The sequence below is a fragment of the Paraburkholderia kirstenboschensis genome, from assembly GCF_904848585.1.
GTDB lineage: Bacteria > Pseudomonadota > Gammaproteobacteria > Burkholderiales > Burkholderiaceae > Paraburkholderia > Paraburkholderia kirstenboschensis.
Genome location: NZ_CAJHCR010000009.1, coordinates 186043 through 205121, shown reverse-complemented (window position 1 = coordinate 205121; position 19079 = coordinate 186043). Strand labels below are relative to the sequence as shown.

Here is a 19079-nt window from a genome sequence, read left to right as displayed (position 1 = left end):
CCATGTCGAACCCACCCGTGAACATTCTGATTGTCGACGACATCGCTCACAACATCACCGCGCTCAAAGCTTTGCTGACACGGCCCGATGTCGCTGTGCTCGTAGCCGATTCGGGCACCGCCGCGCTCGATCTGCTGCTCAAGCACGAAGTCGCGCTCGCGATTCTCGACGTCAACATGCCCGGCATGAACGGTTTCGAACTGGCGGCGCTGATGCGCGGCAGCCCTCGCACGTCGCATGTGCCGATTATCTTTTTGACCGCAACCGCGCATGACGCGTCGCGCACGTTTCGCGGCTATGAAGCAGGTGCGGTGGATTTCCTCTACAAGCCGTTCGACCCGCGCATTCTGCAATCGAAGGTGGACGTGTTCGTTCAGCTCGAACAGCAGAAGCGCCAGCTCGCCGCGCAACTCGTGACCACACGTCAGATGCTCGAAGCGAACGAGATGTTGATGGCGGTGCTTAGCCACGATCTGCGCACGCCGCTCGGGGCTGTGCTCGCGTCTGCGGAATATCTGATGCGCACCGCCGCCGACCAGCAATCGGCAACGGTTGCCGCGCGCGTGAAAAACAGTTCCCTGCGCATGGCGCGCATGGTCGAGCAGTTGCTCAACCTCGCGCGTCTGCAAGGCGGACGCCTGCCGTTGCAGCCGCGCTCGATCGAGCTCGCGACGCTATGCAGATCGGTAATCGACGAATTCGTTTCGCGTGAGAACGGCAAGCGTATCGTCTTCACGAGCCGCGGCAATACGGCGGGCGCGTGGGACACGGATCTCGTCTGGCAGGCCGTGTCGAATCTCGTGAGCAACGCGCTGCACCATGGCGCGGAGGGCGGTGACGTCAGCGTCGAGGTGGACGGCGAAGCCGCCGACTGCGTCCGCCTGCAGGTGGCCAACCGCGGCGTCATTCCGCCCGACGTTTTCCCGCATCTGTTCAAGGCCTTCGGCCCGAATAACAGCGGCTCCCGCTCGCGCGAGGGCCTCGGGCTCGGTTTGCATATCGTGCAGGAAATCGCGCGGATGCACGGCGGCGGTGTCAGCGTCAAGTCGGACGAAGCGGACGGCACGGTCTTCACGATCGAACTGCCGCGAATGGTAACGCTGCAACGCGGCTCGTTTTCAGGGAAATAAGCGCGACGATAAATGCGGCGCCTATGCGGCAACGGCGCTGCGCATACTGTGGTCGGCGCATGCTCCGCACTAGCACCGATGTCAACGCCGCGCTGTGCTACGCTTGGCAGAATCCAACCCACGCCGCGCGAGTACGAAGCCATCATGCGTTCATGGCGCATTTCCCTGCCGCATCGAAGCGAACAGATCAGCACCGCGCGTGCGGCCGAGCTCGTCATGTCGATTTCGCACAGCGACGCTGACTCACTCGCCGCCAGCATGCTCAAAACCGTAGGCGATATGCTGCCGGTTTCGCAGTGCACCGTGTTTGCGTATGAATTCGACGCGCGACCCCGCACTATCTCCGCCGCCGATCATCGGGGTGGACGTTTTCTGCGTGACGTTGCGGACCGCTACGCGACGCACTTTTACGCGCTGGACGGCAATAGGGCGATTGTCGGAAGCGCGAGTAGTGCGAGATCGCACGACGCGCTAGTTCTGCATCAGCAGCAAAGCGAAGAAATCTCGAACGAAGCGTATCGCGCAGCGTGCTACTCGCAGCCCAACGTATCCGACCGCTTGTCGCTGCTCGTGCAACCTGTGGAAAGCGTGTGGCTGTCCATCAATCTGTACCGTGACCGCGCATACGGCACGTTCACCGCGGGCGAGATGGAACGCGTCGAAAGTCTCGCGCATCTGTTTGCGCACGCAGCGAAAGGGCATTACGCGCTTCATGGGCAGCATCAGGAAGGCCCGGCAGCGGCAATGCTCGTACGCATCAGACGAATCTGTCCGGCGCTTACGCCACGCGAGCTCGACGTGCTGCGCGGCACGTTCGAAGGCGCGACAGCAGCGGAAATAGCCGCACAGATGGGCGTTAAGCCCACGAGCGTTATCACTTATCAGAAGCGCGCGTATGCGCGGCTCGGCATCTCCAGCCAGCGGCAACTGTTCGCGCTGTGCATGGCGCCGCAACGTGGCTGAGATTGTTATTTTGCCGCGCTGTAGTCACGCATTTTCAACCGCGTCTTGCGCGCGCATCGGCTTGCGTCTCGCGATCCCAGCGCTTGAGCCACGGCAACAGGAAATCCACAAAACCGGCCGCAGGCGGTGACAGCGCGCGTTCGGTCGAGCGATACACGCAAACCTCGCGGATGGTCTCCGGCTCGACAATCCGCTTCATCACCAGCCCGAAAGTGCGCGCAAGCGGTGCGACGTAAGCCGGCGCCAGCGTCACGGCCAGTCCGCGCGAAGCGATGCCGAAAGCGGTGGTGACGTTGTCCACCACATCGACTGGAACGATGCGCGCCTCGACCGGAAGATTTGCGAGCATCTGGTCGACCGCGCGTTCGTGATCGCGGCCTGTAGCGACGATAGGTACATCGCGCAACTGCTGCCACTGCACACGCCGCCGTGTGCCGAGCGGATGCGACGGCGCGCACCACATCACCCACGGACTTGCGAACGCGGAGTCGCGGCGCACGCGTGCTCCGCTTTGCCTGTCTGGCCCGACCGCGAGGTCCACGTCCGCGCTTTCCACACGCTCGACGAGTTGCTCGACCACCGTGTCGCAAATGCGCACGACAACCTTCGGCTTGTCGCGCGCGTACTCGGCGATCGCCGCGGGCAACGCAGTCGACGCCAGCACGAGCGGCGCGCCGATCCGAACGATGCCGGCGGCGCGGTTACGGATATCGTCGGCGGATTGGGCGGCGGCGCGCACGTGACGCAACACGGATTCCGCCGACGCGAGGAAATCTTGCCCCGCGCTCGACAGATTCACGCGCCGCGTGGTCCGGTCGAACAGGCGAAAGCCGAGTTCCGTTTCAAGCTCGGCGAGCAGTTGACTGACTGCCGACGAAGTGAGCCCGAGCCGCTCTGCCGCCGCGCCGATGCTGTGAAGATCGACAATGGCGAGAAACGCCTCGAATTGACGGATGGTGACGCGAGTAAGTGCCATGACCCGATTCTAAAGAAAAACTTACGAATCGTGAAAAATCCGTTGATTGTGGATCGAGGCGCGTTGATCGACACTTGTCCCAATCGACGGGAGCACAAAAAGACGCTTAGACTTTCAGTGTCGCCCGGCCGTCGACGCAATGTCGGCATCACCTCAGGGCTCCTTCAAGGAAATGCCATGTTCGAAGATATCCCCGCTTATCCCGGCGATCCGATTCTGAGCCTCAACGAAGACTTCCAGCTCGATCCACGCGAGAACAAAGTCAACCTGAGCATCGGCATCTATTTCGACGACGCGGGCAAGCTGCCCGTCATGGACGCGGTGCGCCGCGCGGAAACCGCGTTGCTCGACGCAATCGGCCCGCGTTCCTATCTGCCGATGGCCGGCTTGCCGCTCTATCGCGACACCGCACAGGCGCTCGTGTTCGGCGCGGACAGCGAAGCGCGCGCCGCGGGCCGCATCGCGACGTTGCAGACCATAGGCGGCTCCGGCGCGCTCAAGGTCGGCGCCGATTTTCTGCGGCGCTATTTTCCGGGTTCGCAAATGTGGATCAGCGACCCGAGTTGGGAGAATCACCGCGTCGTATTCGAGGGCGCGGGTCTAACCGTCAACACTTATCCGTATTACGACGAACAGACCGGCGGCCTGCGTTTCGCCGATATGATCGACACCATCGGCCGTTTGCCCGAGCGCAGCATTGTCTTGCTGCATGCGTGCTGCCACAACCCCACTGGCGTCGATCTCAGCGTCGAGCAATGGGCCGAGCTCGTGCCGGTATTGCAACGTGGCAAGTTGATCGCGTTCGTCGATATGGCTTACCAGGGCTTTGGCGCGGGCCTCGAAGAAGACGCCGCCTGTGTTCGCATGCTGGCCGAGGCCGACATACCGCTGATCGCAGCCAATTCGTTCTCGAAGAATTTTTCGCTGTACGGCGAGCGGTGCGGCGCACTGAGCGTGGTCTGCAAGAGCGCCGACGAAGCGAGCCGTGTGCTCGGTCAGTTGATGTCCGCCGTGCGTGCGAACTACAGCAATCCGCCGACGCACGGCGCGCGCCTCGTCGCGAACGTGCTGTCCGATATGTCGTTACGCGCTTCGTGGGAAGCGGAACTGGCCACCATGCGCGAACGCATTCTTGCGATGCGCGGCACGATCCACGCGGGACTCGCTGGCCGCGTCGATGAAGTGATGCGTGCGCGGTACGTGGCGCAGCGCGGCATGTTCACCTATACGGGCTTGACCGTAAGCCAGGTCGAGCGTCTTCGCAACGAACACGCGGTGTACGTACTGCGTTCGGGCCGCATGTGCGTGGCTGGCTTGAATGCGCGCAATGCGGACTACGTGGCGTCGTCCATCGCGGCCGTCGTGTCCGGCGCATAACGGCGGCGATAAGCACCGCGCGCAGCCAGCAGATACCCATGGAGAGATCGATGACGACACTTGATATGCCAGCGGCGAGTGCGCCGAAGAGTACCGACATGCACCCGGACGAATGGCAGTCGCGCGTTCAACTGGCTGCGTGCTACCGCATTTTCGACATGCTCGGCTGGACGGAGATGATCTACAACCACATCACGTTGCGCGTGCCGGCGAGCGTGAGCGGCGGCGAACGCCAGTTCCTGATCAATCCTTTCGGCTTGCACTACAGCGAAGTCACGGCGAGCAATCTCGTGAAGATCGACGCCCAGGGCCGCGTGCTGGACGACTCGCGTTATCCGGTCAATCCGGCCGGTTTCGTCGTGCATGCGGCGATCCACGAAGGCGTGCCCGACGCGCATTGTGTGATGCACACACACACCACGGCGGGCGTCGCGGTGGCGTGCCTCGAAGACGGCTTGCAGCAGACCAATTTTTACAGCGCGCAGTTGCACGATCGCATCGCGTATCACGATTTCGAGGGCATCACCGTGCATGCGGAAGAAGGGCCGCGGCTCGTCGAACATATCGGCAACAGGCAGGCAGTGATTCTGCGCAACCACGGACTGCTTGCGTGGGGCCGCACGTTGCCGCAGACTTTTGCGATTCTCTGGACACTGAACCGCGCGTGCGAGATTCAGATGGCGACGTTCTCGATGGGCAAGGCGCGGCCGGTCCCGGAAGAAGTGGCGATCCGCTGTTCGCGCGACGCGCTCCAGTTCGATCCGCGTCACGGCGCGGGGCAGGATGTGTACGATGCGCTGGTGCGGCGCGTCGAACGCATCGACGCGAGTTACAAGGACTGAATCAATGAAAGCAGTGATTTACGGCGCAGGCGCGATTGGCGGATGGATGGGCGTGAAGCTCGCGCAAGCAGGCCACGATATCGGCGTGGTGGCGCGCGGCGCGACGCTCGCCGCTTTGCGCGAGCACGGCTTGCGTTTGATCGAAGGCGGCGAGACGCGGGCTGTTCGCGTGAGAGCGGTTGAAGATCCAGCGGAACTCGGCGTTCAGGATCTCGTGGTGGTGGCGGTCAAGGGTCCTGCCATGGCGTCGGTGGCCGCGCATATCGCGCCGCTGCTCGGGCCGCAAACCATCGTGCTCACGGCGATGAACGGCGTGCCATGGTGGTTCTGCGACGGGCTCGGCGGCGACTTCGCCGGCAAGCGGCTCAAGTCCGTCGATCCCGACGGCGCTATCGCCGAGGCGATTCCGGGCGAGCAGACGGTGGGCTGCGTGGTGCATGCGAGCTGCCTCGTCGAAGCGCCTGGCGTGATCCGGCATCATCAAGGCAATGGGTTGATCGTCGGCGAGGCTGCCGGGCGGCCCAGCGAACGCGTCAAGGCGCTGACCGAAGCGCTGGTCGCCGCCGGTTTCAATGCGTCGATGTCGGAGCAGATCCAGCGCGATGTCTGGTACAAGCTGTGGGGCAATATGACGATGAACCCCATCAGCGCAATGACCGGCGCGACCACCGACCGCATTCTCAGCGACGAGCTGGTGCGCAACTTCGTCACGAGCGTCATGCTCGAAGCGAAGGAGATCGGCGCGCGCTTCGGCATTCCGATCGATCAGGCGCCGCAGGACCGGCATGCGGTCACGCTCAAACTCGGTGCAATGAAAACGTCGATGCTGCAGGACGTGCAGGCGCGCAAGCCCGTGGAACTGGACGCACTCGTGAGCGCGGTGCGCGAACTCGGACAACTGACCGGTGTTCAAACGCCATACACGGACGCGCTGCTCGGTCTCGCGCGTTTGCATGCGAGTACGCTGGGTTTGTACTGAATCCGGTGTAGCAGTAATGCTTCGCTGAAGAAAGCCGCCGCTGGTTAACTCGCGGCGGCTTTTTTGCGCCGGGTTCGTCGTGCTCTTTTCAAGCTATGCAGCCGTCGCCGTGACTGCCCCGGGCGAAGGCAGTCGAGCCGCCTCGATCAGAGACAAAGCGCGTTGCGTGTCATCGAGTTCGGTCATGCAGAGCAGCGCGAGGCGGGCGAGATAGAGCGGAGCCTGCGCTTCACCTTCGGCCGTGATCGTTTGGCAAAGCGTCGTGTAGATGCGATCGAGGTCGCTATCGGTCATGACAGACTCTCCTTGTTCCGAATGTTCAGTGTGGCGATCAGCGCGCTGTGTGTCGCGGTTGCGCTGCCATTGCGCCAACGGGCGAGCACGTGGCCATCCGGGCGGATCAGATAGACCGTGCCCGGTGTTGCGTCGAGCATTTGATGCAGCCGGCCGGTGTGATCGATAGCGGCTGTGCTGTCTCCGCTCACGTTGACGTTCGTGTCGACTACGGTGATCGTTTTGAATGGAATCGCACGACTCGCCAGATCGTCCTGTATGCGCTGCCACTCGGCATCTTGCGATGAGTCCGTGCCGAAGCGCAGCGCTGTGAAGCAGGGTGTCAGCAGATCGGTAACGTGTATATCGGTCGTCTTGCCGTCGCTGATGCGCTTCAGCCTGCACTCCGGCAATACGCTGCCCGGTGCGGGACCGCTGGCAAATTGGCTCGCCGCGCGCACTGCGCCGACTGCTTGCGCGCAGTCCGCTGCAACGCGATTGAGCGGCGACTCCACATACGCGATCGGGTGCGTTTGGCGCGGATTGATCAGCGGCCGCACGGCGGCATGATGTTCGGCAAGCCCGAGCACGGCCGTTCTCATCAACTCGAAGCCGAACGTGGGCGGCGCCATGAACTCCGTGCTTTTCATCCCGTAGCTCAGGTTCTCACGCGCGGCGAACACGCGCTCGTCGCTATAACTGTCGAGCAGATCGGGCGATGCAATGCCGTTGACCACACAGCCGAGTTTCCAGCCGAGATTGTCGGCGTCGTCAATGCCCGAATTCGCGCCGCGCACACCGAAGATCGGCACAAGATGCGCCGCGTCGCCGGCGAACAGTACCGAGCCGTGGCGATAACGCTCCAGCGTCAACGCGTTTGCCTTGTAGACAGTAATCCAGATCGGCGACCATTCGCCTCGTTCGCCCATTGCGTCGAGCACGCTCTGAACGCGTGGAATGACGTTGTCCGGCTCGACGGCCGCTTGTGGATCTTCGTCGTCGCGAAGCTGGTAGTCGATGCGCCATACGTCGTCTGGCTGTTTGTGCACGAGCACCGTGGACCCCGGATTCGACGGCGGATCGAAATAGGCGAGGCGTTCGGTCGCGCGCTCGCTGCGCAACGCAATATCGACGATCACATAGCGGCCTTCGTACGTGGTGCCGGTGAGCTTCAGACCGAGCGCTTCCCGTACGGTGCTGCGCCCGCCGTCGCACGCGACGACCCAATCGGCGTGCATGCGCCACGCGGTGTCGCCGGTGCGCAGCGCGAGTGTTGCGCCGCGTTGAGCGTCGGAACCATCGGATTGCTCGATGCCGGTCACACGAGTTTGCCAGCGGATGTCGATGAGATCCGCGTGTCGCTCCAGTTCGTCGAGCAGGAACTGTTCGATCTGATATTGCGCGATGTTGATCATCGGCGGCAACGATTGCTCTTCGTCCTGATGCATCGTGAAGCGGAACACTTCTGCGTCGCGATAGAAGCTACGGCCTCCCGTCCACGGCAGACCTTTTTGCAGGAAGCCCTGCACGGCGCCAAGGCGCTTGAGTATCTCCAGACTGCGCCGTGAGATGCAGATGGCGCGGCTGCCGGTGCATACGCTGTCGTCGGCCTCGATCAGCACGGAGCGCACGCCTTGCCGGGCAAGAGCAAGCGCGAGCGTCATGCCGACCGGCCCGCCGCCGACTATCGCCACGGGCCGCCGCACGGGATCGTGTCCGTCGATGAGCGGGGGCACCGCACCCTCGTAGTGGCGCGGCGCAAAGGGGTAGGGTTTGAAACTGCGCGTCATGCATGTCTCCTCGATTTTCGCCGCGTTTTCACGTGCGCCGCAGCATTGAGTTTTTCTGGACGCGGGGCGATACGAAAAAAAGCGGTAAGCGAAGTATGGAGGAGAGCTTACGCGCGCCTGTCCTCATTTTGGGTACAGGCCCGCCACGTTTTGATTAGCGCCAAGTCGGCGCGCGGTTGGTCCATAGCGGCGCTCAATCTGCGCCGCCCGCGACGTGCGAATGCTGACGCGTGTGCAGCGACGACGCGGCCACCTGGCATTCCTCGATCATTGCGCGGAAGGTCGGCGCCGAATGTGAAGCGGCAGTCGCGCCCACGCTTGTCTCATGCCTGTTTTCCGCAGTGCCGCCGACGCCGACCACGACCGCCGCTCTCGGCCGCCATTCGCGTGTGCGTCGAAGCATATTGCGCAAATACGGCGGCGATTCGGGAGCGTCGAGCGTAACGATGCAGATGATCGGCGCACTCTTGTAGCTCGGCTCGTCGGCGTGCGCGCTGCGGTAGCCCGAGTGCGTCGCCATGATCGGCGCGAAACCGAGGCGGCCGAGCAGTTGCACCGCGATGGCTGTCGTGACTTCGTCGAACGCGCCGCGTCCCGGCACGCAAAGCACCGCCGGTTTTTCGCTGTCGCTATGTGCCGAAGAATGCGCTCGGGTCGGACTGTCGTGCCGCTCGGAAAGATCCGCTGACGAAGCAGCGAGGAGCGCCTCTGGAGACTCGGCGCGGATCAGCCGATCCGGCAAACCATCGGCGATTTCCAGATTTTCGACGATATCCACCAGCGCTTCGTTCACGCGCGTCAACTGGTCGGGCATCAGCACGCCGCGCATCGCGTCGTTGCGTGCGAGCTTGAGCCCTTCGAGCGCGACGGTGTCGTAGTAGTCGATCAGCGACATCTCGCGCAAAAGGCGCTCTGCCTGCACGATCGCCTCATGCGGATCGTCGGCGAGAAGCCGCTGATAGAAGTTCTGCGCGGGCGTGAGCGCCGGCTGGTCGCCGAGCAGCACCGTGAGAAAGTTCAGACGATCGGCGTAGCGCCCAAGCGTCACGACGCACAGCGTGAGCGGCGTGGACAGTACGAGGCCGACCGGCCCCCACAGCCAGCTCCAGAAAATAGCCGCGACGACGACCGCGAGCGGCGACAGCCCCGAACGGTGTCCATACAGCAGCGGCTCCGCGATCTGCCCAGCCACCACGTCCACGACGATAAAGAGAATCAGTGTGTAGACCGCCATCGTCCATTGCGGCTGGATCGCCGCGGCGAGAAACACCGCGAGAATCGCCGCGATCCAGATGCCGATATATGGCACGAAGCGCAGCAGCGCTGCTATCACGCCGAACAGCAGCGCGCCGGGCACGCCGATGATCGCAAGACCAATCGCAATCACGCCGCCCGCGCTCAGGTTCACGCCGAGTTGCGCGACGAAATAGCGGCTCAGGCGCACGGCGGCGTCGTTGATCGCGGTCGTCGTGCGATGCAGGTCGCGCGAGCCGAAGAGACTGATCAGCCGGTCGCGCAGATCCTCACGCTGCAGCAGAATGAAGATCGTCACCACCAGCACGATGAAGGTGGTTTCAATCGGCGCGATGGCTGGCGAAAGCGCACGCTGCGCGAGTTGCAACGGCGTGGGCGAAGGCTCGTGGACTTCGACAGGCGTGGGCACGGCGGGCGCATTGCGCGCCGCGCGGCCGGTAGGGCGCGGCGGCGGCTTTGAAGGCGCAACACGTTGCAGCGTGGCGGCCGCGCGGCTCATCAGCGAATCGGCGCGGCCGATCGTTTTCTCCTGCACTGTCTCGATCTTCCGTTCGATCGCGACCTGGTACTGCGGCAGGTCGCCCGCCAGTTGCACGAGCTGCGCGCCGATCAGCGCCCCCACGGCGAGCAGTGCGGCCAACGCGAACAGCACCGCGATAAAAATGGACGGCAACTGTCCCATATGCAGCCGCCGCAACATCTGCACGAGCGGCGCGAGCAAAAAACTGAGTAGCACGGAGAGCGTGATCGGAATCAGCACCGCGCGGCCGAAGTAAAGCCCGCAAACCACGACCACGCCGGTAATCACCGATGCAAGACCATGCAAACTCGGAGCGGCGGGCGGATAAACGCGGTTCGACCGCCCATGCGGCGGTAAGGATATTTTCATGAGCACACTGTCCGTTTGAGTGGCGCGGCCGCTTCCGCGATCGCTTCTAGTCTCGCGCGCGGTAAATGCGGCGGCGGCATGGTGCCGTATGGGCCACTGCGGCTAAGCAAACCATATGCCCGGATTGTAGGCGCTTTGCGTCGCGCTTTGCCACAATGGGCCGCTCATCCGATATGCATGCGCAGCAAGTCGAATACTAGCGAGCTTCCGTATAGCAGCAAGCCGATGAAGCCGCCGACCACGGTCCCGTTGATGCGGATATATTGCAGGTCCTTGCCGATGTTCAATTCGATCTGCCGTGACATCTCATGCGGGTCCCAGTTCTTCACGGTGTCGCTGATATGCCGTGTGAGGAATTGCGCGAACTCGGGCGCCATTGCGCGTGCCGCTTCTTCGAGGTGATCGTTGAGCGACTGGCGCAGCGCCGGATCGTTTGCGAGCTCGCGGCCCACCCATTGACCCGCTGCGACGACTCGCGCATGCAATGCCGAGTCGCTGCTTTGCAGATCGCGTTTGAGCCACGCGCGCAGTTCGCCCCACATGTCCTTCACATACGAGGCGAGCGCTTCGCCTTCCACCAGATAACGCTTGAATTCCTCGCCTTTTTGCAGAAAGACCGGATCGCTTTTAAGCTTCACGATCAGCTTGTGCGCGGCGTCGTCGAACTTCTGGCGCAACTGGTGCGTGGGGTTTTCGCTGATCTGTTCGAGCATCCGGTTGACCGCGTTCGCGATAGCTTCGGCGCCTTTCTCACCGAGCCACGCAGAGGGCAGGATCTTCTCCATCTTCGGATACTCGCTCTTTACCCAATCGACAATACGTTCCGCGATGAACTCGCGCGCCTGCGGTTCGCGCAGCAGTGCGACGACCTGTTCGATGCCGGCGTCGAGCAGTTCCTGGTGGCGGCCGTCTTTGGTGAGCGTGTCGAGAATCGCGCCCATCGACTGCGAGAGGTCGACCTTCGCAAGCACATCGCGCAACGCGTCCTTGATGAACACCTGGATGCGCACGTCGTCGGTCAGATCGAGAATGCCGCTCGTCAGTTTCACCACGTAATCGCCGAGGCGCGCGGTGTTGGCGGGCTCGGTCAGCCAGCGCGTGATGCTCTGTGCCGGATCATGTTTCTTGATCAGGCCGACGAGCGACGGCACGTCGAGGAACTTGTCCTGCACGAACACGGCAAGGTTGTCGGCAATCTTGTGCTTGTTGCGCGGAATGATCGCCGTGTGCGCCGATACCATCGGAATCGGCACGCGCCTGAACAGCGCGGCGACTGCGAACCAGTCGGCGAGCGCGCCGACCATAGCGGCTTCGGCCACCGCCTTGATACCGTCGATCCAGACGCCGCGCGGCATCAATGCCGTGATGACGAAAACGCAGGCCGCCGCGGCGAGGAGCAGCAACGGCGTGCGTTTGGCCTTCTTCAGTTCGAGTGCTTTGTTCATCGGCGAGAGAGCCAGGGTCGGGAAACGCGAGTTTAGCGCCGTGCGCCGCGTTGTGTGAGGCTTGTCGAGTCTTGCTGAATGATGCCGCACAGCGCGGAATGGCGCCGCTTGAGCGCGATCCGGCCGCATCGGTCTCTTTTTGCCCCGCCGGCGCGGTAACATTCAAGGTTGAACCGCGGCGGCGACCCGAGCAGCGTGCGCCACGCGGCAATGTATTTGAACGCAATGGAGGCACAGTGATCAGGTTTCTGCATACGGCGGACTGGCAGATCGGCACGCAGTTCGGCCAGTTCGAGCCGGACGAGGCAGCGCACCTCGCACAGGCGCGCTTCGACACCGTGCGCCGCATCGCCGACGAAGCAGCCGCGCGCAAGGTCGACGCGGTGCTGGTGGCGGGCGACGTGTTCGACCTGCAGACGGTGTCCGACACGGTAATCCGCCGCCTCTTCGCCGCGATGCAAGCCTTCACGGGCCCATGGATCATGCTGCCTGGCAATCACGACGCGGCGCTCGTGGAAAGCGTCTGGACGCGTGCACAGCGCCTGAATTGCGTGCCGCCGAACGTGCGCCTGGTGCTCGCGCCCGGCGTCGTGTTGCTCGACGCATGCCGTTGCGCGGTGCTGTGCGCGCCGCTCACGCAGCGCATTACTTACGACGACACCACCGGCTTCTTCGATACCGCCGAGACGCCGCCGGGTTATCTCCGTGTGGGGCTCGCGCATGGCAGCGTGAGCGGCATTCTGCAGGAAGGCATCGACTCGTCGAACCCGATTTCGCCGACGCGCGCCGCGAGCGCGCGCCTCGACTATCTGGCGCTCGGCGACTGGCACGGCCACTTTCGTGTCGACGAGCGCACCTGGTACGCCGGCACGCACGAGCAGGACCGTTTTCGCGCGAACGATCCCGGCTTCATGCTCGACGTCACGCTGAGCGAGCCCGGCGCGCAACCCTTGGTCGACGCGGTGCGGGTCGGTCAATATCAGTGGCATCGCTGGGACGAAACGATTTCCGTGCCGACCGATGTCGACTCGCTGAAGGCGCGCCTCGCCGCGTTGGGCGGCAGCGACGTGCTGCGCGTCTCGGTGAGCGGCACGGCCGCGCTGGCCGACGCCGAAGCGCTTCATGTCGCCGTCGAAGAAACCCGCGCGCGCGTGCGTGCATTGCGTGTCGATCTGAGCGGTTTGCAAGTGCTGCCTACTACCGAGGATCTCGCCGAACTCGGCGCGCAAAGCGGCTATCTGGCCAAAGTCGTCGCGCGTTTGCGCGGCATGCAGGAGGACCCGCAGTCCGACCCGCAACAGGTCAAGCGCGCGGCAGAGGCTTTATTGCTGCTGGCGCGCTTTCAACGTGAATTGCCGCGTGAGGCGAGGTCCGCATGAAGCTTCAGAGTATCGCGATACAGGAATTCAAACAGTTCACCGGACGTCTTTTTATCGACGACCTGCAGCCCGGTCTCAATCTTTTCGTGGGACCGAACGAGGCCGGCAAGAGCACGATTGCCGAGGCCGTGCGTGCGGTGTTTCTCGAACGCTACAAGGCCTCGCATCTGAAGGAATTGCTGCCTTGGGGCAAGGCGAGCGGGCAGCCGTCGGTCGAAGTGAGCTTCGATCTCGACGGCGTCGCATGCCGCCTGTCGAAGCAGTTCGTCACGCGTCAGCGCTGTGAGTTGAAGATCGGCCAGGCCGTATTCGGTGAAGACGAGGCGGAAGACAAGCTTGCCGCATTGCTCGGTTTTTCGCGTGCCGCGCGCGGGCCGTTGAAGGCGGAAAACGCGGGCGTTCCCGGTCTGCTGTGGGTGCAGCAGGGCGGCACGCATGACATGCGTGACTCGACCGGTCACGCGGCGCAGTATCTGCGCGATGCGTTGTCGCAATTGTCCGGTAGCCGCGAATCGGCGGGCGAAGATGCGTTGATCGCCGCCGTGCAACGCGAGCTTCGGCAACTGCTGACCGCGCGCACGCAGAAATCCACGGGGCCGCTCGCGGAAGCCGAAGCCGCGCTCGCCGCGCTGATCGCGGAGCGTGACGATCTGAACCGGCAACGCGAACAGTTCGATGAAAACATCGCACGACTTGCCGCGCAGCAGCAGGCCTTCGAAGAAACCGAACGCAAGCGGCCTTGGGAGCTTCACGAGCAGAAGGCCGTGCTGGCGCAACAGCGCGCCGATGCGGCTGCGGAACTGGAGCGCAGCGTTCAGGGGCTCGCGCAGGCGTTGAAAGTCAGCGAGGCTGAACTCGCGCTGCCGTTGCAGCACGAACAGGCTGCGGTGGAACTGGAAACGGCGGTGGCGCGCGAGCGTCAGCAACTCGACACGGCACGCGCGAACGTGGCGACGGTCGAGACGGAATATGCACAGGCGGCAAGCCGCGTCGCGCAGCTGGAGCAGGCTTTTACCGATGCAAACAGCGCGCTCGAACTGGCGAATGCGGCGGTGAGTGCCGCGGATCTGCGCAACCAGATCGGTCTTTATCGCGCGGAACTGGAACGGCTCGAAGCGGCCATTGCCGCCGCGAGCGAAGCCAACGAAGCGCTCGTAGAAGCCGCGCGCGCCGCAGCCGCGCTTGAAATCGACGAGGCGAAGCTCAAGCGCCTCGCTGCGCTCGATGCGTCGCTGACCGTGTTGCGTGCGCGCACCGAAGCGGCGATGACGCGCATCGAATACCGGTTGAGCGGCGCGATTACGGTGGGCGATGAGCCCATCAGCGGCGCGGGCGTATTGCGTGTGGACGAAGAAAAGCGGATCGGCCTCGGCGAGCTTGGCGAATTGCGCGTGATTCCGGGCGTGTCGGATCTGCCCGCGCGATTGTCGGAACTCGCCGCGCTCGAAGCGCAGCATGCGCAGTTGTTGCAAGCGCTCGGCGTGGCTTCGTATGCCGAAGCCGAATCGAGGCACGAACAGTGGAAGGCGCTCGTCGCGCAGCAGAAGAGTTACGCGAAGGTGCTCGAAGCGTACGCACCGCAGGGCATCGACGCGCTGCGAGCCGCGTTGGCTTCGGCCGCCGCACGCTTGCAGGCTGCCAACGAGCGTTTGACGAGTTTGCCCGACGTTTCCGCCGCGCTGCCGCTCGACGAAGCGCGGCGCAGCGCCGAAATCGCGGCCTCCACGCTGGAGAGCGCCCGCAAGATGCTGAACGAGGCAACCGAGAAGCGTTCCACCGGCATTGCGACGGCCGAATCGCTCGCGCTTCAATTGCAGCGCAAGGAAGCGCAATTGAGCGATGCAGCGTTCTGCCGCAACCGCGCGCAGTGGCAGGCGAAGATCGTCGAACAACGCGTGCAGGTCGAGGCGCTGACGAAACAGCGCGAAGCACGGGAGCGCGAACTCGAAGCCGTGCGTCTGGACGACCCGGCGGCCGAGGCGAAGCGCTATCGCGCGTCGGCGGAACTTGCGCGTCAGGACCAGCACGAGCGGCAGGTCAGCATCACGCGTTTGCGCAGCCAGTTGGAGACAGTGGGCGCGTCGGGGCTCGGTGAGCGTCTTGCAGCGCTCGACGCGAAAGTGGAGCAGGCCACGCGCCGCAAGGACGAACTGAGCTTGCGCGCCGGCGCGTTGAGTCTGCTCGACGAAGTGCTCGTCGCGGAACGCGATGCGGCGGTCGCGCAATTGCGCGCGCCGTTGACTGAACGGCTCGGCCATTATCTGAAGCGGGTCTTTCCGCAGTCGACCATCGCGCTCGGCGACGATCTGAGTCCCGCGACGCTCGATCGCTATGGTCGCGCCGATACACTCGAAGCACTGAGCTTCGGCACGCGCGAGCAACTCGGCATTCTTACGCGGCTCGCGTATGCCGATCTGCTGAAGGCGTCCGGCCGGCCCACGTTGCTGATGCTCGACGATGCAGCCGTGCATACCGACGCTGCACGGCGGGACGCGATCAAGCGGGCGCTGATCGACGCCGCCACGCGGCATCAGATTCTGGTGTTCACCTGTCATCCGGAACTATGGGACGACCTGGGCGTGAGGCAGCGCGCCATCGACGATATGAAGGCCGCGGCGTGATTATCCGTTGACGCTTACTCGTTTTTCCGTTGACGCTTACTCGTACCAGCGCGGCGTGTAGACCCAATGCGCGCCCCTGGTGAAGCGGCGCGTGGTGGAGGAGCCCACGATCAGCATGGTGCGCATATCGACATCCGCGGAACGCAGTTCGCCCAGCGTTACCGTGCGCAGCGTTGCACCCGGTCTGCCAATGTCACGGCCGAGCACGACCTGCGTGTGCGCCGTGCGATATTCACGAACGATATCGAGCGCCTTATCGAGTTGCCACGGACGTGCGCGCGAGATCGGGTTGTAGAACGCCATGACGAGGTCCGCTTGCGCGGCATGTCGCAAGCGTTTTTCGATGATGCTCCAGGGCTTCAGATTATCCGACAGCGACAGCATGCAGAAGTCGTGGCCGAGCGGCGCGCCGGCTTGCGCGGCGGTAGCCATTGCCGCCGATACACCCGGCACGATGCTGAGCTCGACAGCGGCCCATGCGCTGTTCTCAGAGGCGTCGAGCGCTTCGAGCACGGCCGCGGCCATCGCGAACACGCCGGGGTCGCCGGACGACACCATCACAACTGACCGTCCCGCGCTCGCGAGTTCGAACGCATGGCGGGCGCGCTGCATCTCCTCGCGGTTATCGGTTCCATGTACGCGTTGGCCGGCGCGCAGCGGGCCGGCCATTTTCACGTAGGTTTCGTAGCCGAGAATATCGGTGGCCTGGTCGAGCGCCGTGCGCGCCGCGGGCACCATCAGTTCCGCGCTGCCGGGGCCGAGGCCGATTACCGTCAGCCGGCCGCGCGCCCGTCCTATCGTGTCGGGATCGACCGCCAACGGCGATAGAGCGAGGGCGATGCCTTGCTCACGATCGTCGTGCAGGATCTCGTATGGAATGCGCAGTGCGGCGCGCAGGAGGCTCGCCGGTGAGTTGCTGTTTCCTGCATTGGCTTCGGTGAAACGCAGCGGCACATTCAACGCCGCCGCGGCTTCGGCGAGCGCCGGTTCTGCCATGTGTTCCGACGACGCAAGCAATGCCGCAAGCGAAAGAGGAGCGAGGCCGTGGGCGTCGAGTGAAGCGTGCACGCGAGCCGCGATTTCGGCGGCGGCGTTCTTGCTTGCGGTTGACGTTGCCGGGCTGTCTGCTTGTGCGGGCGTTGAAGCCACCGCCCCCGGCACCACCGCCGCGACGACACTGCGAGGATGAATCACGAGCTCGTCCTCGCGTCCATTCCATGCGCGAGGCGTGACGCGAATCGCAAGCCGCGCCGATGGCGAGCGCGGCAGTTGCGCGTGGTCGAGCCACGGCGCCTCGCCCTCTATGCGCGTGCTTTCGCCAGCGAGCAGGTCCGACACGAAACGCTTGCCCTGGCCGATATCGGCGAGCGCATAACCATCCGGTGGATTGAGCACACAGGTGCCGAAGCGCAACTCGCCACTCGTGGTGATTGCAGGCGCTACAGCAAGCGCGGCGGCAATTTCGCGCGCCATCACGTTGACGCCGGCGAGGCCGCCGAGCAACGGCACGACCGCGCTGCCGTCTTCAGCGACGGCAAGCACCGGCGGCTCGGCGCCCTTGTTCGACAGCAGCGGCGCCACGCAGCGAATCACGATGCCGGCCGCGCACAGCGCGACAATCGGCGTGCCCCGTGCATACAGGTCGCGCAGATGCGAGCTAAGTTCGGTGTACGCGACATCGGCTTCGGCACGGCTTTGCAGCGCATGCACCTGCGAATCCGCATACAGCGTCTGAATGCGCCGCGCGGTATCCAACGCGCCCGCGCCGAGAATGACGATGGCGGGCGGCATCATCCTTGCCATTTTTCCCCCGGCACGACGAGCAGCGAAAAATACGGCGACGCCATCGGATCCACTTCGGCGAGCGGGACGATACGCTGGTTACCCATCGTCGCGCGCTCGACGTACAGCGCGCGGTGCGCGAGCCCGAGTTCGCCGAGCACGCGCCGCACCTTGTCGAAATTGCGCCCGAGTTTCATCACTACAGCGGCGTCTGCATCCGCGAGACGGCGGCGCAGTTCGTCTTCCGGCAGCACGCCCGAGAGCACCGACAGGCTCTGGTTGCGATAGACGAGCGGCGCACCGAGCACGGCCGCGCCGCCGAGCATCGAGCAGACGCCGGGCACCACTTCGCTCTCATAGCGCGCCGCGAGCCGGTCGTGCAGATACATGTACGAGCCGTAGAAGAACGGATCGCCTTCGCAGATCACGGCGACGTCGCGCCCAGCATCGAGATGTGCCCCGACTATTTCCGCCGCGGTGTCGTAGAAGTCGGCGATGATCGCTTCATACGACAGCGGCGGCTCCAGCGCTTCAGTCGTGACGGGATACACGAGCGGCAGTTGCTGCTGCGCATCGTGCAAATGCGCTTCGATGATGCTGAACGCGTTGCCCTTCTTGCCCTTCGCCACGAAGTAGGCGACCACGGCCGCCGCCTTGAGCAGACGCAGTGCCTTCAGCGTGATGAGCTCCGGATCTCCGGGACCGACGCCGAGCCCATACAGACGCCCTGCACGTTGTTGCGCTGTCATTTATTCGACCTCCGTTGCCAGCGCGTTGACAGCGGCCGCAGCCATCGCACTGCCGCCGCGTCGGCCATGCACGACGACATACGGCACGCCGCGGCTGTTCGCGGCGAGCATCGCTTTCGATTCCGCCGCGCCGACAAAGCCGACCGGAAAGCCCAGAATCAGCGCGGGCTTCGGCGCGCCTGCGTCGAGCATATCGAGCAGATGAAAGAGGGCAGTCGGCGCGTTGCCGATCACGACGACGCTGCCGGCCAGATGCGGTCGCCACAATTCGAGCGCGGCGGCCGAGCGCGTATTGCCGAGTTCGCGAGCGAGCGCGGGCACTCGCTCATGCGTGAGCGTGCAGATCACGTCGTTGTTCGCCGGCAACCGCGCGCGCGTGATGCCTTGCGCGACCATGCCGGCGTCGCAGAGAATCGGCGCGCCTTGCGCGAGCGCCGTGCGGCCTGCTGTGCCGGCATTCCCGGAGAACGCGAGATCGTCGATCACATCGACCATCCCGCACGCGTGGATCACGCGCACCGCGAGTTTTTCGAGGTCGGCGGGAATGCGCGACAGGTCGGCTTCGGCGCGGATCGTCGCGAAAGATTGGCGATAGATCTCCTGACCGTCGCGAATGTAATCAAGCATCGG

General features: G+C 64.0%; 15 protein-coding genes. 7 read left to right on the top strand and 8 right to left on the bottom strand.

All coding sequences use genetic code 11. The annotated features are described in order from the left end of the window. Positions 1 to 2: 2 nt before the first annotated feature. Complete coding sequence (locus JMY24_RS22845) at positions 3 to 1130, top strand: hybrid sensor histidine kinase/response regulator (protein WP_128596925.1); 1128 nt, start codon at positions 3 to 5, stop codon at positions 1128 to 1130. Between the two features lie 144 nt (positions 1131 to 1274). Next, entirely contained in the window at positions 1275 to 2093 is an 819-nt protein-coding gene (locus tag JMY24_RS22840; protein ID WP_128596924.1) for a helix-turn-helix transcriptional regulator, read from the top strand. Positions 2094 to 2127: 34 nt separating this feature from the next. On the opposite strand, the gene JMY24_RS22835 is transcribed toward JMY24_RS22840, so the two are convergent. Further along, positions 2128 to 3069 (bottom strand): LysR family transcriptional regulator, encoded by a 942-nt coding sequence (locus JMY24_RS22835; protein WP_128596923.1) that lies wholly within the window; start codon positions 3067 to 3069, stop codon positions 2128 to 2130. 177 nt (positions 3070 to 3246) lie between these two features. Between JMY24_RS22835 and JMY24_RS22830 the strand changes: the two genes are divergently transcribed. The 3 genes from JMY24_RS22830 to JMY24_RS22820 are packed head-to-tail and all read left to right on the top strand — an operon-like array spanning position 3247 to position 6267. Then, complete coding sequence (locus tag JMY24_RS22830) at positions 3247 to 4446, top strand: amino acid aminotransferase (RefSeq protein ID WP_128596922.1); 1200 nt, start codon at positions 3247 to 3249, stop codon at positions 4444 to 4446. A gap of 50 nt (positions 4447 to 4496) precedes the next feature. Next, a complete protein-coding gene (locus JMY24_RS22825; RefSeq protein ID WP_128596921.1) occupies positions 4497 to 5288 on the top strand; it encodes a class II aldolase/adducin family protein in 792 nt (263 codons plus the stop codon). 4 nt (positions 5289 to 5292) lie between these two features. Further along, a complete protein-coding gene (locus tag JMY24_RS22820) occupies positions 5293 to 6267 on the top strand; it encodes a 2-dehydropantoate 2-reductase (protein ID WP_128596920.1) in 975 nt (324 codons plus the stop codon). 93 nt (positions 6268 to 6360) lie between these two features. Here JMY24_RS22820 and JMY24_RS22815 read toward each other — a convergent pair whose 3' ends face one another. From JMY24_RS22815 to JMY24_RS22800, 4 genes are all read right to left on the bottom strand, one after another. After that, complete coding sequence (locus JMY24_RS22815) at positions 6361 to 6561, bottom strand: hypothetical protein (RefSeq protein WP_128596919.1); 201 nt, start codon at positions 6559 to 6561, stop codon at positions 6361 to 6363. Beyond that, positions 6558 to 8330, bottom strand: coding sequence for an FAD-dependent oxidoreductase (locus JMY24_RS22810; RefSeq protein ID WP_128596918.1), 1773 nt, complete (start codon positions 8328 to 8330; stop codon positions 6558 to 6560). The genes JMY24_RS22815 and JMY24_RS22810 overlap by 4 nt, the downstream gene beginning before the upstream one ends. Before the next feature lie 193 nt (positions 8331 to 8523). Then, complete coding sequence (locus tag JMY24_RS22805; protein ID WP_201702956.1) at positions 8524 to 10473, bottom strand: AI-2E family transporter; 1950 nt, start codon at positions 10471 to 10473, stop codon at positions 8524 to 8526. Between the two features lie 164 nt (positions 10474 to 10637). Continuing rightward, positions 10638 to 11918, bottom strand: coding sequence for a DUF445 domain-containing protein (locus JMY24_RS22800; RefSeq protein ID WP_128596917.1), 1281 nt, complete (start codon positions 11916 to 11918; stop codon positions 10638 to 10640). A 236-nt stretch (positions 11919 to 12154) separates the two neighbouring features. Between JMY24_RS22800 and JMY24_RS22795 the strand changes: the two genes are divergently transcribed. Together JMY24_RS22795 and JMY24_RS22790 are read left to right on the top strand one after the other, a co-directional pair. Next, the gene (locus JMY24_RS22795; protein ID WP_128596916.1) at positions 12155 to 13297 is read left to right on the top strand and encodes a metallophosphoesterase family protein; all 1143 of its coding nucleotides are present in this window, start codon (positions 12155 to 12157) and stop codon (positions 13295 to 13297) included. Then, positions 13294 to 15918 carry an AAA family ATPase gene (locus tag JMY24_RS22790; protein ID WP_128596915.1) on the top strand — a complete coding sequence of 875 codons (2625 nt, stop codon included), beginning with the start codon at positions 13294 to 13296 and terminating at the stop codon, positions 15916 to 15918. The genes JMY24_RS22795 and JMY24_RS22790 overlap by 4 nt, the downstream gene beginning before the upstream one ends. 36 nt (positions 15919 to 15954) lie before the next feature. On the opposite strand, the gene cobJ is transcribed toward JMY24_RS22790, so the two are convergent. From cobJ to JMY24_RS22775, 3 genes are read right to left on the bottom strand one after another with little or no spacing between them, the layout of a single operon-like run. Next, positions 15955 to 17712, bottom strand: coding sequence for a precorrin-3B C(17)-methyltransferase (gene cobJ, locus JMY24_RS22785; RefSeq protein WP_201702988.1), 1758 nt, complete (start codon positions 17710 to 17712; stop codon positions 15955 to 15957). Beyond that, positions 17709 to 18449, bottom strand: a complete 741-nt coding sequence (locus tag JMY24_RS22780) for a precorrin-2 C(20)-methyltransferase (RefSeq protein WP_128588580.1) — start codon at positions 18447 to 18449, stop codon at positions 17709 to 17711. The genes cobJ and JMY24_RS22780 overlap by 4 nt, the downstream gene beginning before the upstream one ends. Continuing rightward, entirely contained in the window at positions 18450 to 19076 is a 627-nt protein-coding gene (locus JMY24_RS22775) for a precorrin-8X methylmutase (RefSeq protein ID WP_128596914.1), read from the bottom strand. Positions 19077 to 19079 lie beyond the last annotated feature (3 nt).

Excerpts from the sequence above, each read along its gene's own strand:
- JMY24_RS22845 (WP_128596925.1), top strand. The coding sequence starts at position 3 with ATGTCGAACCCACCCGTGAACATTCTGATTGTCGACGACATCGCTCAC.
- JMY24_RS22835 (WP_128596923.1), bottom strand. The coding sequence starts at position 3,069 with ATGGCACTTACTCGCGTCACCATCCGTCAATTCGAGGCGTTTCTCGCC.
- JMY24_RS22790 (WP_128596915.1), top strand. The coding sequence starts at position 13,294 with ATGAAGCTTCAGAGTATCGCGATACAGGAATTCAAACAGTTCACCGGA.
- cobJ (WP_201702988.1), bottom strand. The coding sequence starts at position 17,712 with ATGATGCCGCCCGCCATCGTCATTCTCGGCGCGGGCGCGTTGGATACC.
- JMY24_RS22780 (WP_128588580.1), bottom strand. The coding sequence starts at position 18,449 with ATGACAGCGCAACAACGTGCAGGGCGTCTGTATGGGCTCGGCGTCGGT.
- JMY24_RS22775 (WP_128596914.1), bottom strand. The coding sequence starts at position 19,076 with ATGCTTGATTACATTCGCGACGGTCAGGAGATCTATCGCCAATCTTTC.
- JMY24_RS22830 (WP_128596922.1), top strand. The coding sequence starts at position 3,247 with ATGTTCGAAGATATCCCCGCTTATCCCGGCGATCCGATTCTGAGCCTC.
- JMY24_RS22810 (WP_128596918.1), bottom strand. The coding sequence starts at position 8,330 with ATGACGCGCAGTTTCAAACCCTACCCCTTTGCGCCGCGCCACTACGAG.
- JMY24_RS22840 (WP_128596924.1), top strand. The coding sequence starts at position 1,275 with ATGCGTTCATGGCGCATTTCCCTGCCGCATCGAAGCGAACAGATCAGC.
- JMY24_RS22805 (WP_201702956.1), bottom strand. The coding sequence starts at position 10,473 with ATGAAAATATCCTTACCGCCGCATGGGCGGTCGAACCGCGTTTATCCG.
- JMY24_RS22815 (WP_128596919.1), bottom strand. The coding sequence starts at position 6,561 with ATGACCGATAGCGACCTCGATCGCATCTACACGACGCTTTGCCAAACG.
- JMY24_RS22825 (WP_128596921.1), top strand. The coding sequence starts at position 4,497 with ATGACGACACTTGATATGCCAGCGGCGAGTGCGCCGAAGAGTACCGAC.
- JMY24_RS22820 (WP_128596920.1), top strand. The coding sequence starts at position 5,293 with ATGAAAGCAGTGATTTACGGCGCAGGCGCGATTGGCGGATGGATGGGC.
- JMY24_RS22800 (WP_128596917.1), bottom strand. The coding sequence starts at position 11,918 with ATGAACAAAGCACTCGAACTGAAGAAGGCCAAACGCACGCCGTTGCTG.